The organism is Pseudoalteromonas sp. (genome assembly GCF_041629635.1).
Classification (GTDB): domain Bacteria; phylum Pseudomonadota; class Gammaproteobacteria; order Enterobacterales; family Alteromonadaceae; genus Pseudoalteromonas.
In genome coordinates, this window is record NZ_JBFKMX010000088.1 from 1 (window position 1) to 15295 (window position 15295).

The window sequence follows — 15295 nt, forward strand, 5'->3', positions numbered from 1 at the left end:
TCGGCGGTGGCCCTAACCGTATCGGTCAAGGTATCGAATTCGATTACTGTTGTGTACACGCAGCCCTTGCAATGCGTGAAGACGGCTACGAAACAATCATGGTTAACTGTAACCCTGAAACAGTTTCTACCGACTACGACACATCAGATCGTTTATTCTTCGAGCCAATCACGCTAGAAGACGTATTAGAGATCGTACGTGTTGAAAAGCCAAAAGGTGTAATCGTGCAGTACGGTGGTCAAACACCACTTAAACTAGCGCGTGAGCTCGAAGCGAATGGTGTGCCAATCATTGGTACTTCGCCAGATGCAATCGACCGTGCTGAAGACCGTGAGCGCTTCCAGCAAATGGTTGAGCGTTTAGACCTACTTCAACCTGAAAACGCAACAGTAACTTCTCTAGAAGAAGCTGTAGCGAAATCTGCTGAAATCGGCTTCCCACTAGTTGTACGTCCTTCATACGTACTGGGTGGTCGTGCGATGGAAATCGTATACGACGAAGACGATTTACGTCGTTACATGACAGAAGCAGTATCGGCGTCAAACGAAGCACCAGTTCTACTAGACCGTTTCCTAGATGACGCAATTGAAATCGACGTAGATGCTATCTGTGACGGTGAACAGGTAATCATCGGCGGTATTATGGAACACATCGAACAAGCAGGTGTTCACTCAGGTGACTCAGCATGTTCACTGCCGGCTTATTCACTTAGCCCAGAAATCCAAGACCGCATGCGTGACCAAGTCACACGTATGGCATTAGAGCTTGGCGTAGTGGGTCTAATGAATACGCAGTTCGCTGTTAAAGATGGTGAAGTATACCTAATCGAGGTTAACCCTCGTGCAGCACGTACAGTACCATTTGTGTCAAAAGCAACAGGTGTTGCACTTGCTAAAGTAGCGGCTCGTTGTATGGCGGGTCAGTCTCTTGCAAGCCAAGGCGTAACCAAAGAAATCATTCCACCATATTACAGCGTAAAAGAAGTTGTACTTCCGTTCGCTAAGTTCCCTGGCGTTGATCCAATGCGTGGTCCAGAAATGCGCTCAACAGGTGAAGTAATGGGTGTAGGTGAAAACTTTGCTGATGCATTTGCTAAAGCACAGCTTGGTGCAGGTAACGTAATGCCACGTGGTGGTCGCGCGTTACTTTCTGTTCGTAACAGCGATAAAAAGCGTATTGTTGAACTAGCACACACCATGCGTGAATTAGGCTTCGAACTAGATGCAACTGGCGGTACAGCAAAAGCACTTGAAGATGCAGGTATTGAAGTACGCCACGTAAACAAAGTTTACGAAGGTCGTCCGCACATTCTTGACCGCATTAAGAACGGTGAGTACAGCTACATTGTAAACACTACTGAAGGTCGCCAAGCGATTGAAGACTCAAAAGTGCTTCGTCGCGGTGCACTACAAGGTAAAGTGAACTACACAACTACGCTTAATGCTGCATTTGCAAACTGTAAAGCACATGCTGCTGATGACCGCTCAACGGTTTCATCAGTACAAGAGCTTCACAAGCGCGTAAATTAAAAAATTGCCCCGTCTATCTTTTTTGATATAGACTAAGGCAATTAAATAAGAAATGATAAAAAGCCCGGTTTTACCGGGCTTTTATTGTGACAGAGTTCTAGGAAGAATAATGCAACAGACACCTATGACAGTACGTGGTGAGAAATTACTACGTGATGAGTTAAATGAATTAAAAACAGTTCGTCGCCCAAAGATTGTTGCGGATATCGCTGAAGCCCGTGAACACGGTGACTTAAAAGAAAATGCCGAATATCACGCAGCGCGTGAAGAACAAGGTTTTTGCGAAGGTCGTATTCAAGAGATTGAAGCAAAACTATCAACGGTACAAATTATCGACGTTACTAAAATGCAAAATAACGGCAAAGTTATTTTTGGTTCAACAGTAACGATTGTTAACGTTGATACAGACGAAGAAACTACCTATAAGATTGTGGGTGATGACGAAGCAGACATCAAAAACAATCTTATCTCTTTTAATTCACCAATTGCACGTGGCTTGATCGGTAAAGAACTAGATGATGCTGTAACAATCCAAACACCAAATGGCACGGTTGAGTACGAAATCACAGAAGTAGAATATATCTAATCTTATAAGCTCGGTTTTGACCGAGCTTTTTGTTTGTAAATTATGAAAACACGCCTCCTCTTAATTTTATTGCTTTTTGCACCTTTTTTAAGTGCACAAACTCAGTATGTGACTGAATTAGATAACGATTGCACAGCGGCATTTAATAACGCCGATTTTGTGAATGCGCGTTATGAGTGTGCAGAATTATCAGAAGATGAAAATGGTGAGGCGAGTTTTCTTTTAGCAACCTTGTATGCCAAAGGGCTTGGGGTTGTTAAAAACAAACGAAAAGCCCTTGAGTATCTTATTTTAGCTGATGAACAAGGTCATGCAGAGGCCTCATTTAACCTCGCTTTAGCTTATGAACTGGGTAAGGTAGTGGGTGTTGATGTTGAAAAAAGTAAGCGCCTTGCATTTGAGCATTATCTTAAAGCGGCTCGCAATGGCTCCTTAAATGCCAAGCGTAAAATTGCAAACCGCTATACTGACGACACCAGCTTGGTCTATGAACCTGAAAAAGCGGTTGAATGGTTATCTCAAGCCATGGAGCAAGGTGATGAAAAAGCCAAGCTCGAATTAGGCGCGCTCTATTTAAAAGGGGAAGGTGTTAAACGTAACCAAAGTCACGGTTTAAGCTTGATAAAAGAATCCGCAGACAGTGGTTATGATAAAGCCCAGTTTATTTACGCTACACTTATATTTAAAAATAACCCTGATGAAGCAGTGACTTATTACCAGAATGCTGCAGAACAAGGTTATGGTTTTGCAGCACATAATCTTGCCTCGCTTTATTTTAACGGTGAGTATTTTAGCCAAGATAAGACAAAAGCCCATGAATATGCAGAAGTTGCTATCGAAAATGGCGTGCCTCAAGCTGAGTTATTTTTATTGAATACTGCTAACTCAGAGCCTAACGGCAGCGAAAAAACAGTTAATTATGCATCAACAGTTAGTGAGCCAATAGCGCAACCCAAAATTAAAAATTTAAGTGGTTTTGTTTTGCAATTCGGTAAGTTTGCAAAGCAAGCAAATGCACAAATTATAGCTCAGCGTTTAAATGCAGAAATAGTTGAAAGCGATGGTTTTTATTTTGTTGTAATCTTTAGCTTTGACACCTACATTGCTGCTAAAGAAAAAGCTGATGAGTTGATTGAACGACACAACATTGCGATGCCCTATATTCGTGTTGCAAGTGATTTTAACCAAGCAAAGTGGCTGTAAAACGCACGCGAAGGCGTAACTTTTTAATACAAGTGATTTTTATTTAATCGTGATTGTATTTAAATCATAATTGCGCTTATTTGGCTCTGAATTAGTTTTTTGCTTTTAGTTTTGCGTGTTTATTGGATTTAAACGGCTGGCTTTTCTTAGCTAAGTACGTAGAATGGATTTTAAAAATAATAATATCTCATAGGATGAGCCGATGAGTCATCGAGATAACTTTAGGTATCTCACAGTTGCATTAACATTGCTGTTGTTCGGTACCGCCCTTTGCCATCAATTTTTTAGTGCCAAAATGCAACATGTCATGCAAGCAGGTACTATGTTCACCTTGCTTATATCTGTTTGGGGTATCGATTCGCAAAGCCAGTTTTTCAAATATAAATTATTGTTTCCTTTTATTATTATTGTCTTTTCCTGGTTTACTGTGTTTATCGATAACACTATGGGCGATAATGTTACATTATTACTGATGTTGATGTTTTTTTTAGTCACAGTGTTTAAAACGGCTAAGCAAGTGCTTTTTTCGGGCATTATAGACGGTAACAAAATTCTTGGCGCGATTTGCCTTTATTTTATGATGGGTATCATTTGGGCAATTCTCTACTGTTTATTACAAATTAATTTAACTCCGGCGTTTAACAACATACCTGAAACTACCAAATGGTATGCGTTATTTCCAGAATTTATCTATTTCTCCTTTGTCACATTAACTACGTTAGGCTTTGGCGATATTTCGCCGAATATCCCTTTATCTCGTGTATTTGTTTATTTTGAGGCTGTGGTAGGGCAGCTTTATCTCACTATTTTGGTTGCAAGTCTTGTCGGTGCGAGGCTCAATATCTTAAATCAGAGCAATGCAAGGACTGAAATTCACAAATAAGCACAGGGCCAATAACTGCCTCTAAGAACAAAGAGAAGTATATTGTTTTCATCTTACAGCTGAAGTATTGAAGGTCTGTAGTGGTACAGCCTACCATTAATATCATTTTATATTGTGGTTTAGGCACTTTAATTGTAGAAACCTATTCTGAGCTATAACATTGAATAATTTCAAGCTTATCAAATTGTTGAGGTATCAATTCTGGATGTCGTTCAATTAATTGCTGGTAAAGTTCAGGTATTGTTAATTGCAGGCGGTACACTTCATTAATGTGCTGGACGTCAATTTTTGCACCGTTATTGATAAGTGCTGTAATAACGTCAATCCATTTATTTAACTCATTGTCCTCTCTTAAGAAATACAGCATTTTCAATAAAGGATCAGGGCTTTGTTGGCTATGCTTCTGGTTGAAGCCGCGATTGATTAATTCGCTGGTCAATCCTGGATTAATAAACATCAAATTATAAACCAAGCTTTCACCACGTTGGTTAGGCACGTCAACATTACCCATTCGTTCTAATATTTTTAAGGCATCCTCTTGTTTAAGGTGCTGTATTACAGCAACTGCGTTGGCATTTTTGGGATATAGCCCATGAGTTACTAAGGCATCGATTATTTCATTTCGTTTACCGTGCATTGGTCTTGAATAGAGCAGTAAATAAGCTAGTTCGCGTTCAAAATCGGGTTTTTTACTCAGATACTCATGTAATTGAACTAAATCTGCTCGTTTAACTAGTTCGGTATCATTTAAGTTGTTTAAATCAATGCCTGCGATTAAAAATTGTGCTGATACCTCTGAGAACAAAGCTGACATGCCAATTTCTTTTGCTTGTTCAGACAACAGTCGGTCACAACTTGGGTGAGGGTAATCAAGGCTATTTGCATCAATGTAATTGACGGAAACTTTACTATCAATTGGTATTACATCGTACAACTGACAAACGTCTTGTACATCAATTAACAGTTTTTGTTCGGCAATTACCTTGTGTATTTTAGATTGTAGTTCATCGCTTGTTATAGACGAGGGTTGCGTTATTGTTGCAGCATTAATAATGTCTGCAAATTGAATGTCAATGCCACCCACTCGTGACAGCAATAGCGATTTATCGGTGCTTGAAGGCAGCTGCTCAATTAGTAGTAATCGATACAGGACTTTTGCAGCGGTGTCTTTCGGCAAACTATTGAGTACATAAGGCAACTGCTGTGATGTGACAAATTTATTGATGCTAGCATTGAGTGAATAGTAGCTATCATAAAGTAATAGTAAGGCATCGAAATCCGGTTTAGGATTATCAAGATTGACCGTTTGTATAAAAGCGTGTTGAAGAATATCCACAGCGATATCTGGAAAGCGCTCAACTTGCTTTTGGTAACTTTCTAAAAAGTCTTTATTTGTTGTTTTAGGGCGCCACTTTTCAAAGCTAAAGCGATGCTTTTCTTTAATATATTCTTCAAAGCTTAAACCTTCATTTATAAATTTTCGGCTTTTTAATTGGTTTGTCTCGGAATTAGCTGATATGAACTTAATATCGCGCAAAAAACGTTCTTCAGCGTCTCTTGATACTGCATTTTTAAGTGCATGTTTAATTTTGAGCGGAGATTCACCCTGAATGTACCATGAGATGGCTATTTGGCTGAGATAATCGAGTTTGTCACGCTTAAATTTCGCGATATAGCGGGGTTGATCTTTACAGTAAGAGGGAAATACGGGTTGTGTTTGCAAGTGAGGGGCGAGACTATTTTTACTTTTATCAATTGGATTGGGTATTTGCACTCTTGTATTCTCAAAACCTTCCCCTGCTACATTTGATAGATTTTCGCTGGACAGCAGTAATACAGGCGGGCTATTAGCAAACCAAATTAAGACAATAAAAATTGATATTACACCGATAAAAAAGAGTTTGTTACGAAGCACGTTCTTAATACCAAATCCGCTATGACAAAATCAGAGTTACTTGTTTTCGAGACTTATTTTACTTTTAATCCTGCTATAGATACTAGGTTTAAAGTTAAAATAAGGGTCAATACATTAGTCAATCAGTTGATTAATATATTGATTTCTTTTAGGCAAATAAAAATATATTAAAGTTATGGTTAACAACTCACAATTGTTAGATTTCAACTACAATGATAAACAAGGAAATTAATTCTGAGCATAAAAATGGAAGTACGTATCCTCGCAATTGTTATTTTATTTCTAAATTTTGTTCACTCGCCTTTATTTGCTAAACAGCCCGAAATTTCGGGTTTTACAAGGATTGTTGCAGGTAAAACCCATAACTCTGACGATAAGTTAGGACGGTATGACAGTGATCTCGCTATTAAGCCGGATAGCGTAATTGGCCTTCAGTTAGATATGCCGTTAAGTAATAAGTTCTCTGCAACAGCTCAAGTCACGGGTGGACTAGATGATGATCACCGTTATGGCCTTGAATGGTTATACTTAAGTTATCAAGCCTCCAATGCAATGAAGTTCAAGGCGGGAAGATTACGAACTTCTTTTTTTTCTTATAGCGATGTATTGGATGTAGGCTATGCCTATCATTGGATTAAACCTCCAACTGAAGTGTATGCGTCATTTTTCTTTACCCATTTTGATGGTATTGCAGCAAGTTACGATTGGCTGGGAGAAATAACGAGCACTAAGCTAGAGCTTTATTATGGTCAGTTTGAAGATAAAGTAGATTTCGATGGCGATATATTTGAGCCCAAAGTGGATAACTATACTGGCGCTGTACTAACTCATGATATTGCCCAGTTTAAATTTCAGGCATCCTATTATCAGGCGGATGTTGGCTTAAATAATGATGAGATTCCACAGTTAATAACGAGTTTGAATCAACTCGGTCAATTTGATGCCGCGCAAGCGTTAACTCTTGAAGGACCAATGAAGTATTACCAACTTGGAGCAAGTTATGAAAACCTCAATTATTTTGTCAGAGCAGAGTGGATCAAGTTAGATCATGACTTTAAGTTAATCAGTAGAACTAGCAGCTATTATGCTAGCTTAGGTTACCTTTATGATGAGTATACTTTCCACCTTACCTATGCAGATAGAAACGATGACATAAGCACCTCCATACCGTCTCTTGGCTTACCTAATTCTTCGCAGTTTGCACCAATTCATTTTGCTTATAATTCAATTGTTAACGGTGTAAGTACCAGTGATCAGTCATCAATTCAACTAGGAGTTCGCTGGGATTTTACGTTTGGTATGGCATTAAAAGGCGAGCTAAAACATACTCGATTTGATATGACAAACGGACAGCAAAGTAATAATGTAAATTCAATTTATGCAGCATTTGAATGGGTATTTTAAATGAAATGGACTGTACTTTTATTGCTGTTTACCAGTTTATATAATAGAGCTAATGCAGATGTTGTGATTGTCAGTCACATCGTCAATCAGCATGTAAATCTCACTAAGCAACAAGTGCGTCAAGTATATTTAGGTAAGTCGGTTAATCTTGCGAATAATTTAATTAGTCAACCTGTGTCGCTTGGTAAAGAGCATCAAATCAGACGGATATTTAATGCCAAGGTACTTGGTTTGACAGAAGCCCGTGTTCAGAGTTACTGGGCGCATATGCGTTTTTCTGGACGCAGTTTGGCACCTAAAGAAGTTGAAGATGTTATGGAACTGTTCGAGTATTTGCAAAAAAACCAAGATGCCATAGGCTATGTACCAAAGGAAACAGAGTTACCATCGGATATTGTTGTGATCTACCCTTAACATCCGTTATTGACATTGATAAAAAACTTAATTTTTTTGCAAAAATTTTTAATTAGCGCTCAAAATCTGTCGGTTACTGTTTGTCTTTAAAACATATAGCCCGTGGTTGGTTTTAACGTTTTAGGGGAACAACTTTATTGTTTTCTAGCTGAAACTGGTGTTTGCTGTGGATATCGGCGATCGTGGCTGTCAACTCATTGAGAGGTACAGGTTTAGCAAAATAATAGCCTTGGATCAGATCGCAACCTAATTGGGTTACAAATTCGAACTGTTTGTGCTCTTCAACCCCTTCGGCGCATACTTTTAAATTTAGCTTTTTGGCAAGGCTGACAATGCTTTCAACGACCATTCTATCGTCATCAGTGTCAAACATTTTACTGATAAATTGTTGATCAATTTTAAGTGTATTTGCTTTTACTTGAGTGAGGTAGCTTAAAGAGGAATAGCCTGTACCAAAATCATCTAGAGCAATCGAACAACCTAACTCATTTAATGCATTGAAAAATTTACTTGAAGCATCAAAGTTTTCAAGATAGGAAGTTTCCGTCACTTCAAACTCTACCAACTCAGCTGATACGTTATTCTGTTTGAGGTGTTGTTCAATAAAGTAGATGAACTCTGGTTTACTGACATCGATAGCAGACACATTAAATGAGGTTACGATTCTTTGCGAAGTTAATTTAGCAATCTGAGTGACATCTTTTAAGCCCTGCTCAATTACCCAGCGAGTGATATAGTGTACTTTGCCAACATGTTCAGCGACTGAGATAAATTCAGCAGGAGAAATCCAACCATCAAATGTGCTCTGCCAACGAATTAAAGCTTCTAGTCCAACAACACCATGTTTGGGGCAAACTTTAGCTTGATAAAATAACTTAAACTCCTGATTTTTTATAGCTTTTGTTAATTCGTTGGCAATTAGCATATGTCGATGCTGTTCTCCTTGCATCGCCTTTTCAAAAACCGCAAATTGATTGCGTCCACATTCTTTCGCTCGATACATGGCGGCATCGGCATCACGTATTAGTGATGTAGCATCCAACACTTTACCTTCATTAAATGCAATACCAATACTTACGCCTGAATGTACTTTCCACTCTTTGATTTCAAAAGACTCTGTAAAACAATTAATCAAGCGCTCAGCAATTGTGATAGCCATTTTCTGATTTGGCAGATCTGTCAATACGATAATGAATTCATCGCCGCCTACACGGGCGAGTACATCTTCTTCTCGCAATATTTTTTTCATACGCTCGCTGACTTTTATGAGTAAGTCATCTCCAGCATGATGGCCTAAACTATCATTAACTGTTTTAAAATTATCTAAATCAAGAAACATCACCGCCAAGTCCATATTGTGGCGGCGTGACTTTAATAAGGCTTGTTTTAATAATTCTGAAAAAAGTTTGCGATTAGGCAACCCTGTAAGCTGGTCAAAATTTGCAAAGTTTTTCAATGATTGTTGCTGCTTTAGTAATTTTGTGGTGTGGCGTTTGTTTTCTAGATCTTGATTATTAATTATGCTGAGCATTTCATTGATGTTGATTGCCAGTTGGGCAATTTCATCATTTCCTTCAACTCTGCTTCGCAAAGAATAATTTTTAGTTTCACTGACAGACTGTGCCAGCTTTGACAAGGAAATTAATGGAGTTATCAAACGACTTTGAACCCAGTTTGAAATAAACAGAACAATGATAATAGTAGCAATTACCAGTGGTACTAATTGGTGTAAGAATGCTTTGTTATCGAGGCTCAACTGCTCACGCGTATCAGCAATTATAATAAGTTTACCGAGTGGTGAATCAGCTTCACCGACCGTAATTTCCACATGTAAATCACTATTACTAATGACATTCTTTGACCATTTGGGATGAGTTTTGATACCACTGATAAAATGCTTGCTGACATACTCCGCCAATATATTATTGCTTCTATTAGTTATCGCCCCGTATTTAATATCATTGTAACGCTCTAACTGCATTAAGGTGGTGGTCAGTTCAATCTCATCAGGTTGTTCTGCTACTACCAAAGGAAATAACTCATCGGCGAGATTTTTACCTAATGCCTGTAAATTACGCATTAATTGTTGGCTATAAAGCTGTTGATGTTGGTAAAGCGTCAGTACCGTAATTAAAATTGCACACAAGCTGGTAACAGCAAATGTTATTGAGATGATTTTGGTACGAATACTAAGTGATATCAAATCCCTGAGCCCAATTAATAAGCGTGTACATTTAAAGGTAGCACGTATTTTTAGCGATAGTTGAAAATTAAGTGTCAGAGCTGTAAGTAAATGTATATTTGCTGACAAAAAAAGCCCACAACAGAGTGTGGGCTTTGCTAGGTTAGACAAGTAATCAGATTTTTACAGTAGCGTCGTCATCAATGTCTGATTGAGAAAGCTCCTTTTTCCCTTTGTCTCGTCTAATAAGGCCTTTAATGTCTTCCAGTGCAACGTATTGGCAAGGGATCAACACTAATGTAATAACAGTGGCAAACAACACACCAAATGCCAGCGAAACAGCCATAGGTACTACAAGTTGCGCTTGTAAGCTGGTCTCACTTAAAATTGGGATTAAGCCAATAAAGGTCGTTGCTGATGTTAATAAAATCGCACGGAAACGTTTACAACCGGCTTCCACAACTGCTTCTTTAATTGCTACACCTTCTTTACGGGCGCGGTTTACAAAGTCCACCATGACAAGGGAGTCGTTTACAACTACACCTGCTGCTGCAATGATACCGAACATTGATAGGGCACTCATGGTCATACCTAAGAACATATGACCGAACATTGCACCGATAATACCAAATGGGATCACCGACATAATCAGTAGCGGCTGAGAATAAGAGCGAAGTGGAATGGCCAGTAAGCTATAAATAACTAATAGCGAGATAATGAAGTTTTTCATTTGCTCCATTATCGAGTCCATTTCTTCTTGAACACGACCAGTTAAGTTAGTTGTAATACCAGGGTATTTATCAAGTAACGTCGGAATGTATTCCTCACGAATATCTTTAGCCACTTTGAACGGTTCAACCTGCTCTGCATCAATACTTGCCCATACGTTAATTGTACGGCGCGCATTTTCACGGCGAATGCTACTTACACCATCAACTAATTTCACTTCAGCCACTTCAGAAAGTAGTACTTCGGCACCTTGTGGCGTGATAATACGTACATCGTGAATGCGACTGATGGCGTTACGTTCTTGCTCTGGGTAGCGGATCATCACGCGAACTTCTTCACCGTCACGTAAAATACGCTGTGCTTCAAGGCCATAGAAACTAAAGCTTACTTGTTGAGCAACATCGGCGAGCGTTAAGCCTACACTATACGCCACAGGTTTAAGTTCAAACTGTACTTCATCAGTTGCAGTTTGCATTGAATCATTTACATCGCCTACACCTTTGATGGTGTTTAGGTGCGCTTTTAATTCAGCGGCGGCAAGACGAAGCTCTGTCATATCTTTACCTTCCAAGCGGAAGCTGATATCGCCATCGTCACGGTCATTTCCACTAATGCTATCGCGGATATTTAACGTTTTAACGGCAGAGAATTCAGGCATTTTATTGCGCCAGCGATCAGCAAGCTCAAAGGTATCCATTGGGCGTAAACTAGGGTCAACTAGTTTTGCCATAATACGTGCACCTGTGCGGCCTTGAAGGCGTACCGAGATATCTTCAACCATCTTTTGACCAAACTCTTGTTCAATCAATTTATCTTCGTTCAAGATAAGTTGCTCAACTTGCAGTGCTGTTTCAAGCGTTGTTCGCTCAGCAGTAGCTTGCTCCATATCAATATTGATATTGGCAAAATCATGCGGCACTTTAGGGCTTGCAACAAATTTCACAAAGCCGCCAGCGAATAATCCCCCACTGATAATCATTAAACCAACAAAGGCAAAGATTACCGGATAGCGAAATTCAATGAACTTCACAATCATTGGGCGATAGCTATTATCGATAAAACGTTTTAAACCACCATCTAAGCCTTCACGCATGCGATGAAGAGGATTTTTAGGGTTGTGCGGTGATAACTTCATTTTCGCTAAGTGCGCAGGCAAAATAAGCTTTGATTCAATTAGCGAGAAAATTAAACACAGAATAATTACGCCGCCAATCGACTTTGATACCGCAGCTTCAGGGCCGCTATCTAGCATCATTGGCAAGAAAGCTGCAATGGTAGTTAAAACACCAAAGGTAGCTGGAATTGCAACGCGTTTTACGCCACGAATAACATTGTCAGTTGTGTGTCCGTGCTTTTCAATTTCGCTGTGAGCTGATTCCCCTATAACTATGGCGTCATCCACCACAATACCGAGGACTAAAATAAAGGCGAACAAGGACATAATATTAATGGTGATATCAAGACCGCCTAATGGCATTACAAATAACGCACCTAAAAACGATACTGGTAAACCCATCATTACCCAGAACGCCAGCTTTATACGAAGGAATAAAGCTAAGCTTAAAATAACCAGTAAACCACCCCAAGCCATGTTCTCAATCATCATATTTAAACGACCTTCAAGGTAGTAGGTCATATCAACAAATGATTCGAGCGTCACGCCCTCAGGAAGTTCTTTAGCTTTTTTGTCTAGGTATTGATTAATGGTGTCGGCTACTTTTGTAATATCCTGCTCTTCTGATGCACCAATAAAGAAAGTACGAGAGTTATCACCATTGAATTTAGAAAATTGAATACCTTCTTGGAAACCATCGTTAATGTTTGCAACATCACCGAGTAACACTTGGCTACCATCCGGCAAGCTTAGTAGAGGTAACTTTTCAAATTCATTGCCATGGTAAGCTTGGTTTTCAACACGCATTGAAATATAGCCATTTTCAGCGCGAATTTGACCTGCCGACATATTTGCTGATGATGCACGTACCGCGTTGGCAACATCTCTAAAGGTTAAGCCGTATTCACGAAGTTTGTCAGGGCTGATCTCAATGCCAATTTCATAGCGAAGTCCGCTAAAATACTCTGCAATATTAATCCCTGGTAAGGCTAGCAACTCATCATGAATTTTTGAGCCTAAGTCTTTTAGTTCGCGTTGAGAAAGCGGGCCATGAAGTGATAAATACATTACTTCTTGGCGGTATTTTTCTTTCGCGACAATAGGGCGCTCCATGCCATCAGGGAAGGTAGAGATAGAGTCAATTTGCATTTTAACTTCATCTAATACTTCTTTGGCATCGTAGCTTTCGTCAATACGGATCCATGTTTGTGAAAAACCGCGATTAGAATAGGTAATTAGGCGCTCTAGGCCTTGCATACCCTCTAATGCTTCTTCAATTTTCATGGTGATCCCTTCTTCTACCTCTTGCGGGGCAGCACCAGGGTATGCAACTTGAATTGACATCCAGCTATTTTCAAATTGCGGAAACATTTGCTTGCGAATGGTCATGGCGGTAAATAAACCGCCGATCAGAATGATGATCATCAGCAGGTTTGCAGCAACTGGGTTGCGGGTAAACCATGCGATGATACCTTTTTTCGTATCAATCATGGTTTAGTCCTCTTTTTTCATTGCCAGTTCTGCAACTGGTTGAGCTGGTTTTTCTTGTGTCGCTAAGGCGGCATTTGAAAGCTTCATACCAGCTTTTGGACGCTTGATATTTGATGCAATGATTTGCTCGTTATTGGCAAGCTCACCTTTAACAATGAACTCGCGACCTTCTTCACGCAGTACTTCAACCGTGCGATACGCTAAAACACCGTCTTCTAAAACGGCAATTTTGCCATTATTTACAAGGTGAGATTTAACGCGGCTAACCCCTTCAACCGATAAACCGGCAATTGAAGCGTTAACATATGAACCGTAACGAAGAGGCGTGTTATTTGACTCTAAGCCATATGGGTCTTTAATTTCAGCAACTAAGTATGACATACGGCTTTTGCTATCAACTTGGCCTTCGCTGCGCACTACTTTTGCTTGCCAGTGATGTAATTTACCTTGGAAGTTTGTTACTAAATCCACATCAGCATCAATGCCGCCTTGCATTAAGAATTGTAATTCTTTATCTGCCACAGGTAGGCGCACTTCAGCAAAGTCAGTGCTACTTAATTCGCCTATTGGACTGCCTGAATTAACCACAGAGCCAAGTGCTACTGAACGTGCTGTAATAATTGCATCGTAAGGTGCCTTGATATAGGTGCGCTCTAAATTACGTTTTGCACGCTTAACACCTGCTTCTGCAGCACGGTAACGTGCTACTTTTTCAGCTAACTGAGGTTTACGCAAGTAAAGTTCAGTTGGCACAAATTCGTTTTTTGCACTTTCTTTAATGCGCTCCCACTCTGATTCGGCAACGCGTTTTTGTGCGCGCTCTAACTCAAGCGCAGCACGTGCTTGTGCAAGGCTTGCTTCGGCTTCAGTTAAAGCCGCTTCGTAATCATTTGGGTCGATGCGTGCTAGCACGTCACCTTGGTTTACAAAACCACCTTTTACAAACGCATCTGAAATTTCAGTAACTTGTCCAGTTACCTGTGCTTTAAGTGAGGTATTGTATTTAGGATTAACTAAACCGTAAGAGTTTACGTTTAATGTAATCGTTTCAACACTGTTATCTTCTACCACAACAACAGGTATTGATTCTTTTTCTTCTTTCTTTTCCGGTGGCTTTTTCATTGCACCTAAACCTGCTGCAACGCCTACAGAGCCTAGCAAAACGGCTAGGGTTATCCCGGTCATTTTTAGTTTGCTCGCCATTGTAAATCCCTACATTTTTCTATTGATGACGAGCCTACTATAGGAAAAAGAATGTTTATGAAGATGAACCAGGTGTAACAAACTGTGTCTGTTACTTGATAATGACTATCAATAAATTGCTAAGTTTATGAAATATAATTAATTTTTACTCAAAGTGATAATTGCATAAATACATAAATTTTTACAATTAAGCGACTTTACTAGGCAATTACTCAACTTATCGCAAGCCTAAGCAGAATGTTTTATAATGCACACTTAGCAAAGTAAGGGGCTTTTAAAAGTGCAATGTCGATTAGGTTGTGGTGCGTGTTGCATTGCACCAAGTATTTCTTCATCAATTCCAGGGATGCCATTTGGCAAACCTGCTGGTGTACGTTGTGTGCAATTAGACGAAAACAACCTATGCCGATTATTTGGCGACAAAACCCGTCCTAAAGTGTGTTTAGACTTTAAGCCAACACTTGATGTGTGTGGTAAAACCAATGATGAAGCAATGAAAATCATTAGCTACCTAGAAGGCGCTACCTGATACGCCAAATAAGAAGAAATACAAAAAAAGCCATCTAAATGATGGCTTTTTTATGATACCTGAACCGACTTACATAAGATCAGGTGGAAAGTTTGAAAGAATCTCAGCAATAA

Annotated in this window: 11 protein-coding genes; 7 read left to right on the forward strand and 4 right to left on the reverse strand. The window is 39.5% G+C overall.

The features are described 5' to 3' along the window. The 4 genes from carB to ABYD77_RS12715 form a co-directional block, all read left to right on the forward strand. A partial coding sequence (carB, locus tag ABYD77_RS12700) for a carbamoyl-phosphate synthase large subunit (RefSeq protein ID WP_372770421.1) occupies window positions 1–1529 on the forward strand: 1529 nt, incomplete at its 5' end. Window positions 1530–1638: 109 nt separating this feature from the next. Then, window positions 1639–2115, forward strand: coding sequence for a transcription elongation factor GreA (gene greA, locus ABYD77_RS12705; protein WP_372770423.1), 477 nt, complete (start codon window positions 1639–1641; stop codon window positions 2113–2115). A gap of 42 nt (window positions 2116–2157) precedes the next feature. Beyond that, a complete protein-coding gene (locus ABYD77_RS12710; protein WP_372770425.1) occupies window positions 2158–3318 on the forward strand; it encodes a tetratricopeptide repeat protein in 1161 nt (386 codons plus the stop codon). Between the two features lie 202 nt (window positions 3319–3520). Then, window positions 3521–4201, forward strand: a complete 681-nt coding sequence (locus ABYD77_RS12715) for a potassium channel family protein (protein WP_372770427.1) — start codon at window positions 3521–3523, stop codon at window positions 4199–4201. Window positions 4202–4343: 142 nt separating this feature from the next. Here ABYD77_RS12715 and ABYD77_RS12720 read toward each other — a convergent pair whose 3' ends face one another. Then, on the reverse strand, window positions 4344–6116 hold the full coding sequence (locus ABYD77_RS12720; protein WP_372770429.1) for a hypothetical protein: 1773 nt from the start codon (window positions 6114–6116) through the stop codon (window positions 4344–4346). A 246-nt stretch (window positions 6117–6362) separates the two neighbouring features. Here ABYD77_RS12720 and ABYD77_RS12725 point away from each other — a divergent pair, with 246 nt between their 5' ends. Then, window positions 6363–7520, forward strand: coding sequence for a hypothetical protein (locus ABYD77_RS12725; RefSeq protein WP_372770431.1), 1158 nt, complete (start codon window positions 6363–6365; stop codon window positions 7518–7520). Then, on the forward strand, window positions 7521–7934 hold the full coding sequence (locus tag ABYD77_RS12730) for a hypothetical protein (protein ID WP_372770433.1): 414 nt from the start codon (window positions 7521–7523) through the stop codon (window positions 7932–7934). Between the two features lie 112 nt (window positions 7935–8046). On the opposite strand, the gene ABYD77_RS12735 is transcribed toward ABYD77_RS12730, so the two are convergent. The 3 genes from ABYD77_RS12735 to ABYD77_RS12745 form a co-directional block, all read right to left on the reverse strand. Further along, complete coding sequence (locus tag ABYD77_RS12735; RefSeq protein WP_372770435.1) at window positions 8047–10137, reverse strand: EAL domain-containing protein; 2091 nt, start codon at window positions 10135–10137, stop codon at window positions 8047–8049. 154 nt (window positions 10138–10291) lie between these two features. Next, window positions 10292–13450 (reverse strand): efflux RND transporter permease subunit, encoded by a 3159-nt coding sequence (locus ABYD77_RS12740; protein ID WP_372770437.1) that lies wholly within the window; start codon window positions 13448–13450, stop codon window positions 10292–10294. Window positions 13451–13453: 3 nt separating this feature from the next. Continuing rightward, window positions 13454–14653 (reverse strand): efflux RND transporter periplasmic adaptor subunit, encoded by a 1200-nt coding sequence (locus ABYD77_RS12745; protein WP_372770439.1) that lies wholly within the window; start codon window positions 14651–14653, stop codon window positions 13454–13456. Window positions 14654–14933: 280 nt separating this feature from the next. Here ABYD77_RS12745 and ABYD77_RS12750 point away from each other — a divergent pair, with 280 nt between their 5' ends. Further along, on the forward strand, window positions 14934–15182 hold the full coding sequence (locus ABYD77_RS12750; RefSeq protein ID WP_372770441.1) for a YkgJ family cysteine cluster protein: 249 nt from the start codon (window positions 14934–14936) through the stop codon (window positions 15180–15182). The last annotated feature ends 113 nt before the right edge of the window (window positions 15183–15295 follow it).